This is a genomic window from Ferruginibacter sp. (genome assembly GCF_028288465.1).
In the GTDB taxonomy this organism is placed as follows: domain Bacteria; phylum Bacteroidota; class Bacteroidia; order Chitinophagales; family Chitinophagaceae; genus Ferruginibacter.
Genome location: NZ_JAQBNR010000073.1, coordinates 38,371 through 59,633, shown reverse-complemented (window position 1 = coordinate 59,633; position 21,263 = coordinate 38,371). Strand labels below are relative to the sequence as shown.

Here is a 21,263-nt window from a genome sequence, read left to right as displayed (position 1 = left end):
ATCGATTTTGGGGTGACAAGAACAACTGACTTTAATTTCTTTTGAGTTAAGCAATTTGCAAAGCCTGTATTCCTGTATGTCAGGAATTGATTGATCTGGGATGTCATCAATTAGCCCTTCATTATTTTGGGTGAAAATTGAATGATGAGGACGAAATAAAACCATGGCTTTTCATTTAGTACGCAACTTACAACGAAAATTTTTTGTAAGGTTGCCAACTGATGGGAATCAGTGTCTTTACATCTGTACTTACACATCAATTTAATCCTGCCTGTATGTTTGGATGATTATGGTCGCGGGGAAAAAATAAAAAAGATGTAAATCATACGTTAATGTGATTTTAAGGCGTTTAATATAGATTAAAAATCTTTTTTTCTCTGAAAATTTGTCCATGTCTAACATCCTGATTGTTGAAGACTCAATTGATTTGACACATATGTATGTACAGTTGTTTGCTGCGTATCGTCATAATGTAACGGTAGTACGTACAGGGAAAAATTTAGAAGTAGTTATAGAAGAATTTAAGCCTGATCTTATCCTGCTTGACATTTATTTAACCCGTGAAGACGGCAGGGACATATTCAAAGAATTAAAACAAACGCACAGCGCCATTCCAATAATTATGGTATCTGCAAGTTTAAATCTTAAGGAAAAGTATATTGCCTGTGGTGCTGATGATTATGTTGCTAAGCCTTTTGATGTAAAAAATCTAATGGATAAAATATCTAAATGGACACAGGTAAAATCGTAAGAAATTTCCACTCCTTCCACCAGGCAAAATGAAACTGGAAGTATGCCTTTTTCATCAATCATTGAAAGCAATCAGTTAAGGTATGTTGATAGCAGAACCATTTTTCTAACCTGTAAAGCATGACTGGAATATTTTATTATAACTATTGCATATAAAAAATATAAGCACTATCTTACTTAATATGTTTTCATAGAATACACTATTTCAGGGCGGTGTTTCAACATCAGCCCTTCTTTATCTTTCAAATAATAGCCAGTCAATAAAAACAAAGCATTTAGTTTTCTTAGGGGTACGGTTCCATAAAGGGCTCTGTCTTTACAGGTAGCCCTTTTTATAATCAAAAATATCAGTTCCACTTATGGCAGTTAAATCAGTTACATTCAGGGAATGGGAAAGCATCACTTTATTGCAACCATAGTAGATTTTCAATTTCATCCTAAAGAAATTGCTGTTCAATCAGTGTTATGGCTTCAACTAAACGTTCATTTAGATGAAAATATATTCATTTCAACTTATGGTACAGAAGAACAACTTAGAAAGCAATTCAGTGATAAATTAGTTAGTGATGTTAGTCGGTGGGATTTTCCTTATTGTATGGGTAGACGATGTGTTATTTCAAAAAGTGGTCAAGAATATCACTTTGAATATTTTATCTAAATAATAAATAAAATTGCAAATGAACTTGATGTAAGCGCAAGAGATTTGAGGCCCCGACTAGATCGATACCAACGATTTTTCACTAAAAGTATCTCTGCAGACCTGCTTTCCTTCAGTCCATGCGCATTCATAGCAATCTGCAATATTTATAGGGCAGGAAGATTTATCGCCCGGTGAAATTAATCTCGAGATGTACATTTTACGCCCTGATGAAATATGTTGCACATAATCTCCAAACTTAAATTTATGTATCATTACAGTGCTTGTTCTATTTACGAGCCAGGTATTGGTTTTTATTAAGTTTTAACATAAGAACATATACCATTTCTTCTATAATATCCCCTGGCCTTTATGCATGGGTACCGTCTCTGGCAGCTGCTTTATCCAGTTTTCTTTTTTGGGTACAATTGGTAAACCATTTCATTTGTTCTATTCTTCTTTACCACCTATATTTGCGCTCCAAAGTACAGTATTTTACATTTCGTGTACCTTAATTGTACCTTGGAAAAGATAGAATGCAATACCAGTAACGTTTTTAGCCTTTTGTGATGTTCCTTTCGTGGGCACCCAAAAGCAAAACAGCAGTTTTGCTTTTTTTATCGGTAAGATAAAGACTCCTTAGCTCAGCTGGTTAGAGCTACTGACTCTTAATCAGTAGGTCCAGGGTTCGAGTCCCTGAGGGGTCACTGTTAGAAGCTCACTTTTTAAGTGGGCTTTTTTTATGACCTGTTTTTAAAACTTACTGAATTGAAACTGATTTTCAATTTAATATAGACATTAGATGAAAAAATGTCTACTTGTCTATTACCTGTTTGTCCCGTGTTTTGTTTGATGATTCGCAGTATAACATAAGTTCAAAAAGAGCCTTTTTTCAAATTTGCAAACAATTTGCAAACAAAGAACACAATTTGCAAACAAATGATAAAAGCGAACGCATCAAATTTCTGACGAAATAAAGAACTTATTAATAATTGTAAAGGTAATTTTTTTCGACATTATAGCCAATGCTATTCGACGATTTCAAAGACCTAAAAAAGAAAAACCTTCAACATCAAAGGTCAGGGCTTTCTATATTTTGTCTACGCTATTTCTCTTTTTATATCTTGGAATCGATTTCCAAACTTCAGTTGATTTATCTTACTTTCTTTGATATAATTCAGGACTTCGGACTTCATAAAATAAACCCTACCCCTTTGCTTATGTGATGGAAGACCACGCTTCATCCAATCTGTCAAAGTCACTAAAGATACCTTAAGAAATTTAGCAATTTCCTTTCTACTTAGTAAGCCATCCTCCGGCTCTTCGCCCTGCCTGGATTTTTCTACGTAGTCCCGAAGGCAGTCATTCACCGCTTCCCTAATCCACTTTTTAAAATCATTCTCGCTCGGGATAAATAAAGTTTCCATAAGTTTTTATTTTGAAAGGTTCTTAAGCATTATAGAGTTATGATCAAATTGATTTGTTTTCAGTGCATAGATGATGTATCAGCATTGTTCCAAATTATTCATGCAATTGTTATAGGTACAACTAGCATTTACCTTTGCAACCTTCATAATTGCGGCTCTCGTAATTATTACGGGATTTAACCCGCCATTCAAGTTCCATTGCTGCAACTATAAAGACTGATATGGGTAGTGCCAATTCTGGGGTCATTGTCTATTACCATATAAAATCCCGTCATAGGATTAAAAAGTTCCATATCTTTTATTTATTGCTGCACTTGCTTTTTGGACTTAAAGGTATTGGACCTTCCCAAACGTTTCTTTTTTAGCAGTCCGCTTCCAGATGAAGTGTGGCTGTCTTTTTCTGTTTCGCCAATTTCTGCACTATCCGTATGCTTTCTTTTTGCCTGCATCTGTTTTTCCAGCCAACGGATTTGTAAAAACCGATATGCCTCATCTACTGATATGCCTGTTTGGCCTTCAAAAACATAAAACCGCTGGCTTACTTCGGACTTGTTTTTTAAAGGGCTGATATTCCCAAATAACTCCTGGTATGAAATACCAGCCCAATATTTTAGTTTAAGTCCTACGGAAACGACTTTACCAGCTTCCGATTTTTCTAACTCGGAAAGGCCTTCTATCACCGATTCAACTTTCAGTTCTTTTTCCCAGCCTGTTTTATCTTCCAAATTCAATTGCTTTTTTGTAACAAAATCGAAAGCATTTTTCCAATCAATTTCTATCATTGATTTTTCCAGGTTAGTGGTATTAATGCCATTAATGGCAGCATCAATTAAAGGCGTTTCCTTTTGAAGAATAGCATCATAATGTGACAAAACATAAATGTCTTGCTTGATATCCTTTTCAAAAAATAGTTGAAAGCTTAACCTGTCTTTGGCCCTCTCTATTTTTTGAGAAAGGATAAAATTTTCAGGCTTAAAACTGATTCGCTTTAAGAGTGAATAGCCTGCATTTTCAAAGCCTAACGATTGCAACTGTCCCATTAAAGCTGAAATATTTTCGATATTCATTTTGTAATTTTTAAAATAAAAAATGGGTTTAGGGTTTCTGTTAAGATACCCCTAAACCTTTTTTACTGCTTTCCCTTTTCTTAGGTAAAAGCGTTTTATCATTTTTCTTTTCTACCTTTTCTTTCTCCGGTTTAAGCTCCTGTTTCAACTCTTTTTTTTTATCATTTCCCATTTCTTCCTTAACCGCCTTTCCAGCTTCTGTCTGTCCAAACGATTGATATTTCTCTATTGATTCTTTTGCCACCAGCTTCATATTGGAATCATATAGATTTACTTTTTTGAACTGAGGATCGGCTTCAATAAACATTTTATGGCTGCTGCCATCTTTTTCGATAGTAACAGATTGCACATTCCCTTTTTGAAGCAATTGCATTAAAGCCTTCTCTTTATCAAGCTCTTTCAAATCCGTTATGGCGAATTTCTCAACCGCTGCTTTCAAATCAAAGCCATACTTTTCGTGGAATTGTTTTACTTCAAAATTGTTGTTCTTGTCTTTGTTTTCAAAGTCAAGCTGCATCCAGGCTTTGTATGGCTGACCTTCTTTTGTTACAAGGTCTTTATGCACTGACCGGCCATCCAATAGATTGAACGCTTCCTTCCCTGTAACGCCTTTACCCTTATTCAGGTAAAAAGTTTGCTCAGCTTTTTCCCCATTACCTTTTTCAAGTGAAGCATGATAGTTATTAAAAAAATACATGTCTGAAGAATCAGACTTGCGGAAATTCATTGTCACTTCAAAAGGCTTTTTGTTAATCTCTGCTTTGTAATGCAGCTGAAATTCGCCCTTGCCTTCTTTCAGGTTCTTTTCCAATTCCGGCTTCAGGTTCTCACCGAAACCCATGTACTTGAGGTTGTCACTCAGGTACTGAAAATTCTCATTGTTCATAACATTTGTTTTTAATTGTGATGTAAATAATGATTGGTTTTGCTCAATATGATCTATCAGAGCGTCTGTGAAATTGTTGCCTTCATGATTATACAGTCCGTTGGCATCTGGGTCATTAACTATTTTTTCGCTATAAGGAATCTCTTTAAAAATGTCCAGCATAGAATTGAAATGAAGGACATGAAAACTATCCCTGTCACTGAAATTGTCATTTGCAAATTCATTAGCTTCTTGTTGAGATGTAAAAAAATGCACATCACTTTTATCGATAAAATAAAGTGATTGATTATAAGCCATCCAACGATCGCCTCTACTAAGGGCCAGCTGCACCAATTCAAGTACTTCGTCAGATATAGCATGTTCGTTGGTCATTTCAGATCAGGTAAGATGATTGCCTGCATGATTTTCTTGTTACTCACTTTCATGGACAAATGCCTTCCCCCATTTTTCTCCATAATCTGCACGGTTAAATATTTGGCATCCGGAATAGTAAACTTATCCAATGCGAAAACTATAGAGGACGTAGTATTAGCTTTTATCTGGTTGACGTTTCCTGAAATATGAAGCGGCTTTAAATCTGTTTCCTGAATGGCGGTTCTTTTACCTTTCTTTTTGTCACGGATAAAAAAGCGGAGAACATCAATGTCATAGTCAACGGGACTGCTATTTGTAATGTTAAGTTGGTAATACATGATTTCATTTTTTATGTAAATACCAGAGACCACCGCTTTAATATCCCATTGTTCGTCTTTGATGCCGTGCATTGTCCTGGGATTGTCTAAGATTCCATTTGCATAAGTTGCCAACGTCGCAAACTTGTTTGTTGGCAGGTGATACACCCAAGTTGACGGGTTGTTGTCATAGCATACAACAAAAGAGTATACACTTCCATCATCTGTTACGACACTAAGATTCGTTTCAGGAAAACCCTTTTCTGCTGCTTTCACAAGCAATATTGTTGGTGATTCTTTTACCTGCTGTGCAAGTATTGCCTGTGTACCCCGGTCTACATGAAGTATCGAAAACGGAAATACCAGGCTGGTCGTTTTTTCAGTTGAAATGCAAAGTGACGTTTGTGCTTTAAGAGAAACGAAAAACAAACTCATCATTGCCAACCACACTAATCGTTTCATACGTTTTTATTTTATAGTTGAAAAATATTATTGATTGCTCTTGCTTTTAAGGAGTACTCTATAGCCTTCTTTAACCAGTACTTTTACCTGCTTTACTTTTCTGCTTAGCAATCCTTTGGCAGCACTGATGCCAGCGGCGGCGGCTTGTGCTTTGAATGATGGATCAACAGAAGAAAGTTCCATTAATTGCAAACTGTTGTCTGCGGATTGTTTGGCAACGTCACGGGTAATGGCACCGGGAATATGAATGCCGGGTAGTCCATCCATATCGTAAACTTCCAGCTTCACAGGAAAAAGAGAATTGCCAAATCGGATAGAATTGATTTCTATTTCAAGCCGTTCATCATTTAGCGAAGCGGAACCATACACAAAATTTCCCTTTGGAATTAATGTGCCGTTGATGTAGATATCGGTAGACAGGCGAAGTTTGATGATAGCACCATTGACCAGGGTTTGGTTGGCATGAACAACGGCCTCTACAGCTGGGTCATTATTTGACTGATTGGAAGTTTCACTTGTTCCATAGAAGCCTACCGTCGATGTTGATCTATGCTTTATTGTATCTAACAAACTGATATTATCCTGGGTTGGAATTTTTGAAATTGCAAAAACAACTTCTTTTTGCTTCAACGATTTTTCTTTCAGTTTGTCCTTTACTCTTTGCGGATGCTGGATGTCTAAAATTTTATCCAGCGTTCCATTTAATTGTTGCATTTCCGGGTCAGTTTCCTGTTTTTCATCCATCATTTGCATCATCTCCTGCATCCTGTCTACATCGTTTGCAAACTGCTCATTCTTTTGGTAAGGTGCACCCATATTGTTTAAAGAAGATGCAGTAGTTTCCGGAACATTAATTTGCTTATTGATCTCATTTATCTTTTGATATATCTTTTGTTCATTGGCATCGGCTCCGGATTGATAAACTGAAGTGTTTAACCCATTCCTTGATGTTGATGGATTATTTAAATGCTGTGTAGCATCCATCAAAGAAACTTTTGTCTGCAATGAGTCCTTGAAGAAAGGGTCACTTCTAAGCAGCTCTGCTCGTTTCAAAGAATCCGCATCTGCTTCCATATAAAACGACAACTTATCTTCATTTTTATCAGACTTAAGATTCGCATTGGGCAGTTGAAGATTAAGACCTGCAACTTTATTTTTATCGGCATCATTGCCAGTTCCCTTACCGCCTCCCAATGCCCAAAAAGCCATTGTGATAAATGGAAGCACCAACAAGGGTAATACCACCATCATTTTTCGCTGCCTCAAAAACTTTACTGAATGTTTGTTTTCCATTGTGTTATTTTTTTTTGTGAATAATAGACTTCTTCAATCATGCTTAAACTATCAAAAAGGCCTGGCCGTTCTTTCTGCAGGTTTGGATGCTTTGCTTTATACTCCTGCACTTGCTGAAACTCGTTTTCTGTAATTGCAAAACCATTTCTTTGTCGATGGATACTTCTTGGAACAGCAATGGGCTTTGGAATCAGGCTGCTGTTAGTGTCCTTAGCTCTAAAGGGATTGACAATAGCGACAATGCTAAATCCCCCAAAACTCAAGCACACGATATACAAAAAGATCCATTGCTGTTTGCCCTTCCAGTTTTTTGATAACGACTGCATATAGTTAGCAAAACCATTTTGAGATTTTAAAATACCTTTCGCTATGCCACTGGCAGCTTTATCCGTTATCTCTTCCTTGCTAATTTGTTTATTCAAGAGTTTCATCTTGTTTCTGTTTTAATATCCCTGTTTTCAATGGTCTCCCATCTTTCGATTAAGAATCCGTGAGGATTATGGTCAGAACGGGAAATGTTTCTTAAATAGCCTTGTGTTATTAAATTGCGTGTAACGATGCTATTGGGCCTGATGATTTTAATTGTAGCGTAGCAATGAAATAAATACGGTTCTGCATTCATGCTTAATGAAATACTATCTACAGAAATTTGCTGGCTAATATTGCCGGAGATAATACCCGAATAGTAAGAAGTCTCTTTAAGATTATCATACTGTCGTTTAGCTGAGCCATCAGCCAGGTACAGAGCCTTCTTGATATTCGATTCAATCACTTTTTCGTCGGGGTCAAGGGTAAAGAAATCTGTATGAAACATGGTAACATGACTTCGGGCTTCTACTTCAATATTGTCTTTCCTTTTTGATGCAAAAGCCTCCATCGCTTTATCCCCCGAAAGAATATAAATCCTGTCCTGAACCTTTGCAGATAACTCATAACTTTTATACAATACAAATCCACAAAGGATAAAGCACCCAAGCACTAGTAATAAAGTAAAGAACTTTATATGCCTGAATGAGGTATCGATATTTTTTGTTTGTTTGAACATAGCTTAAGATTTACCAGATAATTTATCCTGCATGTAACCATTTGATTTGTTACCTCCATTTTCCTTTAAATAGCCTCCGCTTACACTGTTTGATGCTACACTGCCGCTCATGTTTGATTTTGCATTGCCGAAAGCATCAGCAACCATGCCTGCACCGGATGATGCAGAATTCACAATACTCCGTGAGCTACTTGATGTAAGACTTGTGACTTTATACAGTAATGTATTTCCACCACCTGCATGAACGATATAGTTGGCTACACTTGGTACAGTAAAGTATCCAACGATTCCAATGATCATGAAAATGAGATAAGCTGTATCCGTTGGAGAAAAGAAGCTGTCTCCGTAATCTTTTACCTGGGCAATATCAACCTTCAACATATTCTCCTGAATTTTGCCGATGATACTGCCGAAGATATTGGCCACCGGTAGCCAAAGAAATATATTGATGTAACGGGCTATCCAAACCGTCAGTGTATGCTGGAATCCATCAAAGACGGCTATTCCAAAAACAAGTGGTCCGAGAATGGCGATGACAATCAAATAAAATGTCCTTATGGTATTTATGCAGAGCGAAGCGGCTTCAAACAGCACCCGCAAAACTTCACTCATCCATTGTTTAATAGAATTTCTGAAATTATAGGAGGCTTTTGCCATGGCAAACTTGATGTCATTGCCGATCCCCTCAAAAAATCCTTCATCCGATGGGTCTGTACCAACATGAGTGTATTTATACCATTTATCCCTATCACCGCTTCCAGTTTCGCCCACAAACATTTTCCAAACGTCAGTTTTCTTAATAGCTTCTTCTTTCTTCTGAAGTAACACAGCTATGGCCTTATTAGAATTATCCACCATCGCTGCAGTACCAGTAACAGTTGGGTTCATTACTCCATTAATCATGGCAATTACAGACGGGAAAATAATAACAGCAAAGCCCAAAACAAATGGGCGGAACAGCGGGTAAAAATCAATGGGTTCAGCATTGGCGATATGCCGCCAAACTCTGCTTGCTATATACCAGGTGGCCGCAAAGCCGGCAATACCACGGCCTACACCGATCAACTTGCTGCACAGCGGCAACATTTCTGTATATAGTTGCTCCAAAACCGTATGCAGGCTTTTAACTTCATCTGCAAAACCGCCATTTTGTGCAAATAATAATTTAGGCACTAATGCTACTGCAACTAAAGCGATTACTCTTACGCACTTTTTCATACACACATTTTTAATCGATTCAAAAACTAAAGGCCATTCAACTTTTCTGACAACTTTGTGTCAACCAATTCTCTTCCTCTTTGAATTGCCAGCACAGAGCTTTCGTTATTAAAGCCTCTCAAGAAAACCAGCTTGTCAGAAATGTCTTCATAAATTCTATCGATGGCAGCGATTCTTTCATCATCACTCATTCTTAACTTCCCGGCTGTGATTACGATGCCCAATTCATCAAGATTCTGAAGACTTTTATTAAAGAGATTTTTATAAACATCCTCCATGTATGTTATTTCAGAAGAATTAAACAGGTTGGTGGATTTGAAACGATTAAATGCAGATCGGTATTCCTTAACTATCTGGGACTGGCAGGTTATAATATCTGCAACCCGTTTGTACTTTCTCACTGTTGGACTTACCTGTAACAATGCATTTAAAAATGCATTGTGCAGGCTGAAATTTCCTTTGGAAATGTCCTTGATGGTATTGTAGCCCGTGCTTACGATCTCATAACCTTTTTTCATGTGGCTGAGAATCTTTTTAAGCTGGGCTAATTTTTCTACGTTAAGAAGTAGTTGTTGCGCTTCGGTTGACTGTGCATAGAGTACATTACTGGGAATTTGGGCAGTCAGCAGTAATAAGATAAGTAAGCTTTTCATTTTACGTTATTTAATTTCTTTGAGAATAGAATTGCATTTTGTTCATTCATTCGTTGTATGCACAGACCTTTTGTTGTATTTCCAAACGATCTGCAGAACAATTGCTTATCAACCATATCATCATAAATTTTATCAATAGCTTCGATTCGCTCGTCATCTTTCATCGTGCGGCTTCCATCTGTAATAACTGCAAAAAGTTTATCGAGTGATTTGGAACAATCACTTAACAGTTGATCGAAAACATTTTGGAAATAGGTCAATTCCGAAATCGTGAGTTGATTTGATTGCCTGCAATACCGGATAACGGATGCAGTTTGCCTGATAATATTTATTTCGAGCGAAATAATGTCTGCTACCCTGATATATCGCTTTATTGTTGGATTTACAGATGTTAAGGAACTAAAATAGTTCTTGTGCAGGTCAAAATCTCCATGCTTGATATTCTGGATGGTGTTAAGACCATTCTTTGCGATCGAATATCCTTTTGACACATACCCCATATAAACTTGCAATGCAGCCATTTGCTGAATCAAGTATTTTTTCTGTGTTGATTTTTGCCTGAACCATTCAGCAAAGGTTTGGGCAGACACAGGTTTTGTTAATGACAGCAGCATTGCTATCGCAATTATTGTTTTCATACTTCACATTTTCACTTTCACACAAATAATTACTACTCTATTCCATAGAGTTTCTTCACTACATCAACATCATGCTTCTCTTTGGAACGCTGTAAACTTATCCTGATATTTTGTTGGTTAAATTGGCGTAAGTCGCCCAGGTTGCGATCAATGTTATCCGAAGCCGTATGGATAATATATAATCGCTTTTCGTCCGTCATTTGAGTTGCAAATGCCGTTACAACTATTTGTACCTGTTCAATATTTTTCAGACTTTCTTCCAGGATGCCGGAATAGACCTGTCCCATGTACTCAATTTCCTGCGCTGAAAAATTCTTATCCTGCTTAGAAAGATTATAAGCCCTGGAATATTCTTTTACGATCTGGCGCTGTTTACTAATAATGTCTTTCAAAGCCTGGTAGGTACCAATCGCACTTTTCACTTTTGATAATTCATCAAAATATTTGGCATACAGTTGTTTTTGCTTATCCGCCCAATCCTCAATTTCTTTTAGTTTGAGTTTGGACATTTCATTTTCCAATGTCTTTTGGGCATTCTGTAGCCAAATCGTTTTATTTTGTAAACGTTGAATTTTTAAATCAATCGCTTTGATTACTTTTTTTACACCCGCTTTAATAATTTCCAAAATGGGAATCTGGGCTTGAATTTGTTGCATTGGAGCAACAATAAAGCACAAGATGATACCGGCCACGGTAAATAACTTTTTCATACCACACGATTTCTAGTTCACAATTATTTTTATCTTCTATACTACTTGCTAACTTTCTTGTACTCCCTGTTTCCTAGTTGGAGTGTAAGTTTTCCACTGTTCCAGATTACCGTTTTTCCCTTCTTTAAATCGAACAGTGTTTGCTTGTTAGGATCATACTCCAAAGTCCAGGTTTCCGAGATTACTTCTTTAGGAAACTCTTTCCCATCCAACACTTTGACTACGCCGATATGTCTTGCAATCTGATAAATACCCTCCCCTGAATTTGCCTTTCTTACTATCAATGTATCATCGCCCTTGCTAAATTCGTTTTCATACGCCGTTGTAAAAACGCCATCGAGTTGAGATTCTTCAGTTTTGCTATTACAGCCAAAGGCAAAGATCAAAACGCTCAAAAAGAGATATTTCATAACGTGTGTTTTATGTTGTTAACGATGCGATTCCTTTTTCAATACTGCCAAACTTCTGGGCGGCAGCCTGCACTTTCACTTTTTCTTTTTCCTCTGTTGTGTAAGCCAAATATTCTTGCGGCGATACTTCTGTCCTGTACACTTTACTTAATACGCCACCAAGCGAAATAAATACCTCTTTGTACTTTTTTGTTGGGTCATTGGCTTTATTAATAGACAATACCAACGCCTTTTCCTTATCTGTCAATCCTAACAATTCCTGTATCTGGTCAAACTTATTCTGATACTTACTTTGGTCTAATAAGATCTTGCAATCACTATTGTTGATGATTGCCTGTTTTACCACTGGTGAGGAAATTATATCTTCCACTTCCTGGGTTACGACAATGGCCTCACCAAAGAACTTTCGTACTGTTTTAAATAAGTACTTGATGTATTCAGCCATTCCTTCTTTTGCAATTGCTTTCCATGCCTCCTCAATCAAGATCATTTTACGTATTCCTTTCAGCTTTCTCATTTTACTGATGAACACTTCCATGATGATAATTGTTACCACCGGAAATAGTATTGGATGATCTTTGATATTGTCCAATTCAAATACAATAAAGCGTTGCTGTAACAAATCCAAGTTTTCTCTTGCATTCAAGAGGTAATCGAATTCGCCACCTTTATAATAAGGCCTCAGCACGTACAGGAAATTTGAAACGTCAAAATCCTTATCCTTTACATTATCGCCTTTCAACACTTCAACAAACTCATCCTTTAAAAATTCATAAAAGCTGTCAAAGCAGGGAAACAAATTTTTGTTTACACTCACTTTATCGAAATACAGTTGTAAGGCATTTGAAAGGGCAACATATTCACTTCGGTTAAAGGTTTCATTGTCTTTCTTCCAAAGGGCAAGCAATAGGGTTTTGATGCTTTCCTTTTTCTCTGTATCCAGTATATCAGCTTCACCAATATAAAACGGGTTGAACTTTATCGGATTGGTTTCGGAATACGTAAAATAGTAGCCATTCACCATATCACACAACCCTTTGTAGGAATGGCCTACGTCAACCAGCACAATATGTGTGCCTTTTTCATAGTAGCTCCTCACCATATGGTTGGTGAAAAAGGACTTGCCGGAGCCAGAAGGACCGAGGATAAATTTATTGCGATTCGTACAGATTCCCTTATCCATTGGCTCGTCAGAAATATCGACATGTACTGGCCTGCCGCTCAAACGATCACCCAGCCGTATGCCAATAGGACTTACCGAGGAACGATAGTTTGTTTCCAAATTAAAAAAGCAACATGCTTGTGGAGAGAAGGAATCAAAAGTATCATTCATCGGAAAGTCGGCAGCGTTACCCGGAATACCAGCCCAATAAATTTGTGCAGATCCCTCAGTTTCTAATTTTGGAGTAGCATCCATTTGTGTAAGCGCCGAAGAACAGAGGTTCCTGATATTTTTCAAATCCTCCCTGTTATCTGTCCAGGCTAATAAATTAAAATGTGCTTTAACCGTAAGCCGCTGTTCAGCTATTGCTTCATTCAGAAAATTATCTGTAGCATCTTTTGCAATGGCATTTTCCCTGCTATATGCTGATAGGGATTGAAGCCTCAATCTTTTTCCTTCCAGCTTTTGCATGGTTTTTTGAACGTCCTCGATAAATACATATTGGTTGTAAATATGATTGCAGGAAAGCAACTGACCAATGGGTGAAGCAAAGCCAACGCTGAACTTTGTCTTGTCAGTTGAATACTTGTCGTAGTTGATTCTTGAACCGCATAAGCCGGGTACAAATTCTGCATCGGCCATTGTGTACAACTGGCAATGGTTTTCGCCGATCATCCATTCTGGTTTAAATTCAATATCACGAATCACTTCACCGTCGGTTTGCAGGTTGAGATACTGAATTACTACATTAATCAACTCTGCATCATTCAATCTTTTTAATGAGATAAATCCACTGTCAGATAATATTTTTTCAAATTGCCCGACATGGTTTAAGAAGTCATGAAAGTGCTTTGGCTGCAATGTTTCTTCAGGTACTATTGTTTTTCTTAGCAAACTTGAAAAAACGGAAGACGAGGCCTTTCTGTTATAGGGCTTCTTAGTCAAAAATATAAAGCATTCATGATTAAGATAAGGCCTCTCATTAAAAAAACGTTCACTGCTCCTGGTTAAAAAACTGGTATCATCGTTTGAAAAATCAGCTTTGTATTTTGTTTCTGTAAACCAATCTTGCTTATGAAGTAGTGCATTTACCGGCAGTACCTTAATTGCTTTTATCCATGCATGATGAAAAGCTTCATACTCGTCATTGCTCATGGTAAATAACTCCGGCAATTCTACTTTAAAGCCCACAGTAATGTCGCCCATCTTCGACAAGATGGACCTATGTTCTACGCCATACAAAGGCAATATGTCAAAAAGATTTTTCACGGTGCAATTGCTTTTTGAAAAGATTAATAGAATAGCTTTTAATGACGTTCGGAACAGCTTTCTTTGCCACTTTCTTCATTAAACCATGTTCGCCATAAGTTCGGCTTAGTTTATATACATACATAAACAGGCCAGTTGCCAGGCTTACAATGAGGGCCAGGCAAAAGAAAATATTCAGTCCAATAATATAGATGATTGCAAAAAAAATGAGCAACACAACAAGCCCACCGCCGAGGTACCAAATGTATTGCGCTTTCAGCCCTTTAAATTCGATGGACTTGTTGATGCCCTTGTTGATTTGATAGACACTGTTGCTCATAATAATTTTTTTACACGCCAAAAAATGACCGGATAACCGTTGCAACAATTACCAAAAAGACGCAACTGCCAAACCAGGCAGCAGCAACTTTTCCGGTGTCATGATCACCACTGTTCCACTTTTGGTAAACCTTAACCGCCCCAATTAGCCCGACAATAGCACCAACCGCATACATCAAATTGGTCCCTGAAGCGAAATAGCTTCGCACTTTGGTATTGGCTTCGTTAATGCCAGCGTTACCGTCCTGTGCAATTGCACAAAATGACATCAGCATCAATATGCCGGTTACTCCCAAACTCAGCAGTTGTCGCCTGGTTTTGTTTTTTTCTCTCACACATTTCATACGCTCTATTTTAAATTATGAAGATTTAAAAGAATGCTCCATTGTGCCAAAACTCACTTACTAACCCATCCACACCGCACAATGAAGCATAGTTTTCAGATCATTGCCAAAGATGCAGCGCATCATTTGACTGCATGATATTTGGATATTTATTGTTTGCTTCCCAGATGATGAACTGACGCATTTCATCGTTGCAATCTGCGTTTTTAAGCGCTGGATATTTCATAGCTACTAGTTTAATTGAATACAATAATTCATCTTTACTGATGTTTCTTTCAGCTTCCCGTATGTACGCTGTTATTTCATCTGTGAAAGATTGCACCAGCGGGGAAATATCAATATCTGTTGCAGGTTTGGGAAGATAGCTTTCGTGGCTTTCACCTTCCATCGAAGATTTAAATTCGGCCATCGAGGGTATGGCAACTGAACTGCCATCGATCTTTTTGATACCTATGACTCCAAGTATTTCCCACTTAAAATACCGAAAGGCAACAAAACCGTAATAGAAAAGTAAAAGGAGAGCAATACTGCTTAGATACTGCCCCCAGGTAATTGAACTTAGCATGACACTTAATTTTTCTTGTTCACAAATCAATTTCACTTCAAAGAAGTCGTCAGTAAATTAGTTGCAAATACTTTTCCAAAAGAGGTGTGATAATGGGTAAACGAGGTAGGACAACCTCCCTGAAGAATCTGAAAATGACACGAATAGAATTTGAAAATTGCCCGGAATCGGTATGAACCAATTTTGATGGAGTTACATCAGGCAAGTGGGGAATGGTTATAATAGTTACTAATCTGTTACGAAACTTAGCCTTTTGGTCTGGGAGTATTATAATGCTTAAAAAAACTTTCAAGTTTTAACACAGGAATTTTCCAGCAGGCTAAGTACGAATAACCAGCGATCTAACGTGTAATCATTAAATCATAAACCCTCTTACTCAGAATATTTAGTAGTCGTAGATTTCTATCCGTCAGTTTTCAGGACGAAGGATTCAAACGATTTTAGTTTCTTATAAATCAATTTTAAACTATTATCAAAAGATTCGTTTAGAAAGCACTGGCTCCATGAGTTACTGTCATTAATAATGGTTTTAAATAAGCACTCATGGTTGCTATTATGAAAATAAAGTTAAAAGAAAAACATTTTTTTTACTCAAATATATTCACCTTTAACCCTAACCTCCTGGAAAAGATGAACAAGAACGGACCAATCGTTATTATTGAAGATGACCCTGATGACCAAGATTTTTTGCAGACGGTTTTTAGCGAACTCAATATCCCAAATCGATTGATTCTCTTTTCAGAAGCAAAAGCAGCATTGGAATTTTTTAACGCATCTAAAGAAATTTTTTTTCTTATAATTTCCGATATTAACATGCCTAAAATGTCAGGTTTCGAATTGCGCGACAAAGTGCATTCCAGTGACGAACTAAGGCTTAGGTGCATTCCATACATATTTCTTTCAACCTCTTTCGATCCACAAACAATTGTTGACGCATACTCAAGATCTATACAAGGTTATTTTACAAAGCCCAATAGTTATGAAGACTTAAAGCATCAAATTGCCACCATAGTTGCTTATTGGAGTAATGCACAATTGCCTCAACCATTATAATTTTTGCTTTTCACAGTGATACTAAAGACTATTGAGAACGATAATTCCTATTTCGATATTCAATGTGATCGCATGGTTCTACCTGTCTCAAAGCAAACAGGAATAAGATTTATTTACTTATGAAATTAGTCTAAAGTTGTGCATAATCTCCTGATGGATTATCTCGAACCTGGTCGCCAATCCTAAAGGATTGTGGAAATTAGAAAATAGTTATATTCGTGCTCTTTAGGTGCTACAAAGACAAAAAAGCCCGGCTACAAAAGTTTACAACTATGGGATGTAAGCTGTCTAAGCTGAGTTTTTGCAACATTAGGAATTGGAAGACATTTTTAATTGATTCTTCATTTTGAAAAGTTTCAGGCAGGTTATCATGCACCCATTGTACATGGGGAAGATTATAGCCACAGGTCGTAGGTAAATTAAAAATTTCACTTTTCAGTCATTCGGATATACTTATAAATAAGGCTACAAAAAAGATGTTGGAATGCTTGCCTGCCTTAGTTCTTTGTTTGTTTCAAGCAACCTGAATAATAAATTATTTGTTATTCATATTCTTCTAAATATTATCTGCAATTGTAATGGTGGCGTCTATTGGATACAGAAGGCCGGCTACTGAAAAAAATTTCCGGTTACATTTAAGTATTTGCTTAAATAATTCTTTCCCATACCTTCATGTCATGGAAAATAACACCTGCATCAAGCAATTTGCAGACTATGAACAAATAAAGGATTGTAAAATAAAGCTGAAAGCTGCTAAAAAGTCCTTTGGTAATTTATCTGCTGTACTCGCTCTAGCCGGCAATGAAGTCAGGCTGAAGATTATTTATTTACTTGGAAGAAGAAAAAGAATTATGCCCCTGCGATCTTGCTGATATATTGGGTATGAGTATTCCCGCGGTATCGCAACACCTATGAAAGTTGAAAGATGGAAACATAGTTGCAACCGGGAAAAAAGGCCAGACAATTTATTATTCTCTTGCTAATGAAAACATGAAATATTAAAGCCTTTCTTTAGGCATATTAAGGCACAAACGCTAAAACTGGAAACAGCATGATAAGTTTAAAATCATCTGGCACATTTACTGGTGCTGGCGTTCTGTCAGCAATTGCAGCTTCACTATGCTGTATAACTCCTGCTATTGCACTACTTGCCGGGAGTAGCAGCATTGCTGCAAACTTTTCGTGGATAGAAAATGCAAGACCTTATCTGATAGGACTATCAATTGCTGTATTAGCCTTTGCCTGGTATCTCAAATTAAGACAAGTTGCAACAAACGATATCGATTGCAATTGTGATACAACAAAGAAGGCTTTATTCCTTCAATCAAAAAGCTTTTTAGCTATTGTAACTGGTTTTGCTTTGCTGATGATGACTTTTCCTCTGTATGCAAAAATATTTTACCCCAAACCCAAACTGCAATTAACAACAGCCGCATTAGTTGATAACAGGCAACAGGTAAAGTTTACCATACAAGGTATAAGTTGCGAAAGTTGTGAAGCGGAAGTAAACAATGAAATAGCTAAAGTAAATGGCGTGTTAGGCTATCAAACTTCTTATGCCAACCATAGCAGCCTGGTCACTTTCGATAAATCTAAAGTTAACGTAAAAACTATTGAAGCGGCAATCAGTAAAACAGGCTATAAAGTAAAGGGCTATGACTATATAAATATCCTTGGTGATAAAAACGAAAAAGAAAAATCATGTAACGATTCGTCGGAATCATGCTGCGAAAAAAAGAAATAACAAATGGAAAAAACAATCTTATTGCAATCAATCATTACCTGCCCTCACTGCGGTTTTCAAAAAGAGGAAACAATGCCAACGTATGCATGTCAATACTTTTATAAATGTACCAATTGCGAAACAACACTAAAACCTAAAGAAGGAGATTGTTGTGTATTTTGCACTTATGGTACTATAAAGTGCCCGCCCATACAGATGAATAACTCTTGTTGTTCTTAGGGCTGAAAAGAGTATGCCTGCACTAATATCACCACTTTTCCTAGCTAAAACTTAGCACTGATACCCACATAAAAGCTCCTTCCAATAGAAGGAATAATTCCCGGACCGGGATACTCATCTGTCCTGCGGGTGAAATATGCTTTGTCAGTTAAATTATTAGACCCAATCTTTAGTGCATAATTTTTATACTTGTAGGTGGCGCTTAAATCAAGAACAGTATATGCCGGTATATATCCTGCTATCGGGTCCTGACTTGTTTTTATGTTCGAGGCATCGCCATACGCATCTCCCACGTAGTTGACCTGAAAGGTTGTAGAAAAATATTTATCGCTGAATATTAAACCAACTCTGTTGATGGTTTTGGCTGCAGCTTCAACCCTGTTTCCCTTAAATTCTCCGGTTGTATATTTTGCATTAATGTAAGCAAACGAATTAAAGATACTCAAGCCATATTTCGATTTTGTATTCAGGTACTTTAGCAAATTAAACTCAACATAACTTTCAATACCCTTATGAACGCTGTTGGCAATATTTTTTCTAATGGAGTAATTAGTCCCCGTTACCGTATCTGTTTTAACCAATACACCAGTGCGGTTATTGTACCCCATGTAAAAGCCACCTATATCAAAGTTTAGAAAGTTTTTGACAGTTCCCCTGTAACCTACATCAGCATTGAACCCGTAAGCATCTTTTAAATTGGGGTCTATTCTGGATGTGATACCAAATGGCTCCAACTGGCTATAATCAATGGGCCGGTATGCCTGGCTGAAATTACCATAGATACTGGTGTTATGAGTTGGCTTAAATTCTAACCCGGTGCCGAAAAGAGGGAAAGTTCTCGTGCGGTTTTCATCTGGTGTTTGCTTTGCGTTATCTACAATTTTATATCCTTTTGCTGTACTTTTTAGATATTCGAATCTAAATCCCGGAGTAATTGTAAACTTGTCTCCGATTCTGAAAATATTTTCAACAAATGGAGCTATGTTAGTAGTTGTGAAATCTAAATCATATCCCCAATTGCCTGCAATGGATAAATCAAAATCACTGTTGGTTGTTCCTTCACCACCTCCTTGCCGTTTGAACCATGCGTAGCTATACCTGATACCACCTCCAATGGTCGATTTTTGTTTTCCCAACGAATAGATATTTGAAAAACGCAGTTCAGTTGTTGAGTTGTGCATGTCCTCTCTGCCAACTTCCCGCGGAACATAAGTACCCGTGGCCGGATCTATCTCATCAAATGCTTCCGGACCACCATCTTCATTCCGCCACACAAGCGAACGGTTACTGAAAAGATAAGTTGTTTTTATGCTTATCGTTGTATTAACAGACGGTGTAAAGTTTGCATACGCAGTTACTACATTCCATGGGCTCTTTAGCCAGTTTCTTGCCCGGGTGGATGCTTTTGGATTGGCTTCAAACATACTGTCTGTTAAACCACCAGGCATTTTTATTTTATTACGAAGTACGGAGTACTCAACACCCACATTGGTTTTGGATGATGGTTTATATTGAAACTTACCAAAACCTGACAGCTGCCACTGCCTGCTGTTGGGCCGGTAGCCGTCAATATAGCGGTATTGGAGAAACCCGTAATAGCTTATCTTTTTATAATTGCCACCAATTGAATTGAAAGAGTTAAACAACCCGAAACTTCCAACAGTTTGTGACGTGGTAAATTCAAATGGTTTGTTTACCGGTGCATCTTTTGTCACATAGTTTACCAGCCCGCCAAATTGAGAACCGAATTGTAAAGAGGATGCGCCTCTTACCATTTCAATACGACTTACTCCTTCCATTGGAGGAATGTAATAGGCTTCGTTGTACCCGAAAATATCGGCGCTGATGTTATAGCCGTTTTGACGGGTATTCATTTCAATACTCTGTATCGGATTCAACCCTCTTGTAGCAATTCCATTGGCCGTAAAACCGCCGCTTTCAGTTTCAACGATATTCAAACCCGGTATCCGACCCAGTATTTGCCGGGTATTGTTAACCGCCTTATTCGCATCCAGGCTGTCAACAAGTATCACTTCATTTTTCTTTCCGGCATAGATGATACCGTCTTTGGATTCCAAAAAATGCCCAACACCGTTTACAGTTTTATATCCGGTCAGGATGACTTCTTTTAAAATTTTGGCACTGTCTGATATTTTAACCTGTTGAGCAATTACCGCTCTAAAACATAGTGTAGCAAATAGCGCTGTAACAATTTTATGCATGATAGTATTGCTGTTTATATTGACGGCAAAAGTGAAACATGTGGGCGAAGAGATGTTTTACATTCGGGAAAAAAATGACGCAATGCGGAAAAATAAGCTTTGTTGCACTCTTTTAGTGAAAATTAAAAATGCTGCTGAAGAGTAAATTAAATTTCACGGATCAGCAGAAAATATTACTCATTAAAACAAAACTTTCTTTATCCCAGTTTATGGGAGAAATTACTCGCAATGCAACAGCTGTAACAGCCAGTCGGCTAAACCAAATTTTGCATTTAATTTAAAACAATTATTTTTACCGCTTGTAGTTATGGGGTCTGAAATAAAACAAATAAGTAGTAAAGTATGGGCCCTTGTTCTTGATATATTCCTTTTTGGTTACAGGATAATAAAGCAAATCATTTTACCCAATGGAAAATCTAAAGGCAATATCTTGTCGTCCCTGTTTATTTTTTTTCTTGAAATTGTAGAAAGGTTCTACCAATTTGAACATGGGTTTTTTA

24 protein-coding genes and 1 tRNA gene are annotated in these 21,263 nt (G+C 37.3%); 8 read left to right on the top strand and 17 right to left on the bottom strand.

Going from position 1 to position 21,263, the window contains the following annotated elements:
- Positions 1–391: 391 nt before the first annotated feature.
- From JWR61_RS27135 to JWR61_RS27125, 3 genes are all read left to right on the top strand, one after another.
- Complete coding sequence (locus JWR61_RS27135) at positions 392–751, top strand: response regulator transcription factor (protein ID WP_301930779.1); 360 nt, start codon at positions 392–394, stop codon at positions 749–751.
- A gap of 387 nt (positions 752–1,138) precedes the next feature.
- A complete protein-coding gene (locus tag JWR61_RS27130; RefSeq protein ID WP_301930778.1) occupies positions 1,139–1,408 on the top strand; it encodes a hypothetical protein in 270 nt (89 codons plus the stop codon).
- Between the two features lie 612 nt (positions 1,409–2,020).
- Positions 2,021–2,094 (top strand) — tRNA-Lys (locus JWR61_RS27125).
- Positions 2,095–2,487: 393 nt separating this feature from the next.
- On the opposite strand, the gene JWR61_RS27120 is transcribed toward JWR61_RS27125, so the two are convergent.
- The 16 genes from JWR61_RS27120 to JWR61_RS27045 form a co-directional block, all read right to left on the bottom strand.
- The gene (locus JWR61_RS27120) at positions 2,488–2,814 is read right to left on the bottom strand and encodes a helix-turn-helix domain-containing protein (protein WP_301930777.1); all 327 of its coding nucleotides are present in this window, start codon (positions 2,812–2,814) and stop codon (positions 2,488–2,490) included.
- Positions 2,815–3,116: 302 nt separating this feature from the next.
- The gene (locus tag JWR61_RS27115; protein WP_301930776.1) at positions 3,117–3,881 is read right to left on the bottom strand and encodes a hypothetical protein; all 765 of its coding nucleotides are present in this window, start codon (positions 3,879–3,881) and stop codon (positions 3,117–3,119) included.
- Positions 3,882–3,921: 40 nt separating this feature from the next.
- Positions 3,922–5,139 carry a hypothetical protein gene (locus tag JWR61_RS27110; protein ID WP_301930775.1) on the bottom strand — a complete coding sequence of 406 codons (1,218 nt, stop codon included), beginning with the start codon at positions 5,137–5,139 and terminating at the stop codon, positions 3,922–3,924.
- Positions 5,136–5,900, bottom strand: coding sequence for a DUF4138 domain-containing protein (locus JWR61_RS27105; RefSeq protein WP_301930774.1), 765 nt, complete (start codon positions 5,898–5,900; stop codon positions 5,136–5,138). The genes JWR61_RS27110 and JWR61_RS27105 overlap by 4 nt, the downstream gene beginning before the upstream one ends.
- Before the next feature lie 27 nt (positions 5,901–5,927).
- Entirely contained in the window at positions 5,928–7,193 is a 1,266-nt protein-coding gene (gene traM / locus JWR61_RS27100) for a conjugative transposon protein TraM (protein ID WP_301930773.1), read from the bottom strand.
- A complete protein-coding gene (locus tag JWR61_RS27095) occupies positions 7,172–7,624 on the bottom strand; it encodes a hypothetical protein (RefSeq protein ID WP_301930772.1) in 453 nt (150 codons plus the stop codon). Before JWR61_RS27095 ends, traM begins: the two co-directional genes overlap by 22 nt.
- On the bottom strand, positions 7,621–8,238 hold the full coding sequence (gene traK, locus JWR61_RS27090) for a conjugative transposon protein TraK (protein ID WP_301930771.1): 618 nt from the start codon (positions 8,236–8,238) through the stop codon (positions 7,621–7,623). Before traK ends, JWR61_RS27095 begins: the two co-directional genes overlap by 4 nt.
- A 3-nt stretch (positions 8,239–8,241) precedes the next feature.
- A complete protein-coding gene (gene traJ / locus JWR61_RS27085; protein WP_301930770.1) occupies positions 8,242–9,456 on the bottom strand; it encodes a conjugative transposon protein TraJ in 1,215 nt (404 codons plus the stop codon).
- 26 nt (positions 9,457–9,482) lie between these two features.
- Entirely contained in the window at positions 9,483–10,109 is a 627-nt protein-coding gene (locus JWR61_RS27080) for a TerB family tellurite resistance protein (RefSeq protein WP_301930769.1), read from the bottom strand.
- The gene (locus JWR61_RS27075; protein WP_301930768.1) at positions 10,106–10,747 is read right to left on the bottom strand and encodes a hypothetical protein; all 642 of its coding nucleotides are present in this window, start codon (positions 10,745–10,747) and stop codon (positions 10,106–10,108) included. Before JWR61_RS27075 ends, JWR61_RS27080 begins: the two co-directional genes overlap by 4 nt.
- A gap of 32 nt (positions 10,748–10,779) precedes the next feature.
- Complete coding sequence (locus JWR61_RS27070; RefSeq protein ID WP_301930767.1) at positions 10,780–11,457, bottom strand: conjugal transfer protein TraI; 678 nt, start codon at positions 11,455–11,457, stop codon at positions 10,780–10,782.
- A 41-nt stretch (positions 11,458–11,498) separates the two neighbouring features.
- The gene (locus tag JWR61_RS27065; RefSeq protein ID WP_301930766.1) at positions 11,499–11,852 is read right to left on the bottom strand and encodes a hypothetical protein; all 354 of its coding nucleotides are present in this window, start codon (positions 11,850–11,852) and stop codon (positions 11,499–11,501) included.
- Positions 11,853–11,877: 25 nt separating this feature from the next.
- Entirely contained in the window at positions 11,878–14,235 is a 2,358-nt protein-coding gene (locus JWR61_RS27060; RefSeq protein ID WP_301930814.1) for a TraG family conjugative transposon ATPase, read from the bottom strand.
- Between the two features lie 46 nt (positions 14,236–14,281).
- A complete protein-coding gene (locus tag JWR61_RS27055) occupies positions 14,282–14,617 on the bottom strand; it encodes a DUF4133 domain-containing protein (protein WP_301930765.1) in 336 nt (111 codons plus the stop codon).
- Positions 14,618–14,627: 10 nt separating this feature from the next.
- Positions 14,628–14,891, bottom strand: a complete 264-nt coding sequence (locus JWR61_RS27050) for a DUF4134 domain-containing protein (protein ID WP_301930813.1) — start codon at positions 14,889–14,891, stop codon at positions 14,628–14,630.
- A 169-nt stretch (positions 14,892–15,060) separates the two neighbouring features.
- Entirely contained in the window at positions 15,061–15,525 is a 465-nt protein-coding gene (locus JWR61_RS27045) for a hypothetical protein (RefSeq protein ID WP_301930764.1), read from the bottom strand.
- Positions 15,526–16,068: 543 nt separating this feature from the next.
- On the opposite strand from JWR61_RS27045, the gene JWR61_RS27040 reads away from it, so the two are divergent.
- The 5 genes from JWR61_RS27040 to JWR61_RS27020 all read left to right on the top strand — a co-directional run bounded on the left by JWR61_RS27040 (position 16,069) and on the right by JWR61_RS27020 (position 18,541).
- Positions 16,069–16,578 carry a response regulator gene (locus tag JWR61_RS27040; RefSeq protein WP_301930763.1) on the top strand — a complete coding sequence of 170 codons (510 nt, stop codon included), beginning with the start codon at positions 16,069–16,071 and terminating at the stop codon, positions 16,576–16,578.
- Between the two features lie 677 nt (positions 16,579–17,255).
- A complete protein-coding gene (locus JWR61_RS27035) occupies positions 17,256–17,450 on the top strand; it encodes a hypothetical protein (protein WP_301930762.1) in 195 nt (64 codons plus the stop codon).
- Positions 17,410–17,493, top strand: coding sequence for an ArsR family transcriptional regulator (locus JWR61_RS27030; protein ID WP_301930812.1), 84 nt, complete (start codon positions 17,410–17,412; stop codon positions 17,491–17,493). Before JWR61_RS27035 ends, JWR61_RS27030 begins: the two co-directional genes overlap by 41 nt.
- A 136-nt stretch (positions 17,494–17,629) precedes the next feature.
- Positions 17,630–18,322 carry a mercuric transport protein MerTP gene (gene merTP / locus JWR61_RS27025; RefSeq protein WP_301930761.1) on the top strand — a complete coding sequence of 231 codons (693 nt, stop codon included), beginning with the start codon at positions 17,630–17,632 and terminating at the stop codon, positions 18,320–18,322.
- 3 nt (positions 18,323–18,325) lie between these two features.
- A complete protein-coding gene (locus JWR61_RS27020) occupies positions 18,326–18,541 on the top strand; it encodes a GDCCVxC domain-containing (seleno)protein (RefSeq protein ID WP_301930760.1) in 216 nt (71 codons plus the stop codon).
- A gap of 44 nt (positions 18,542–18,585) precedes the next feature.
- On the opposite strand, the gene JWR61_RS27015 is transcribed toward JWR61_RS27020, so the two are convergent.
- Entirely contained in the window at positions 18,586–20,763 is a 2,178-nt protein-coding gene (locus JWR61_RS27015; protein ID WP_301930759.1) for a TonB-dependent receptor, read from the bottom strand.
- Positions 20,764–21,263 lie beyond the last annotated feature (500 nt).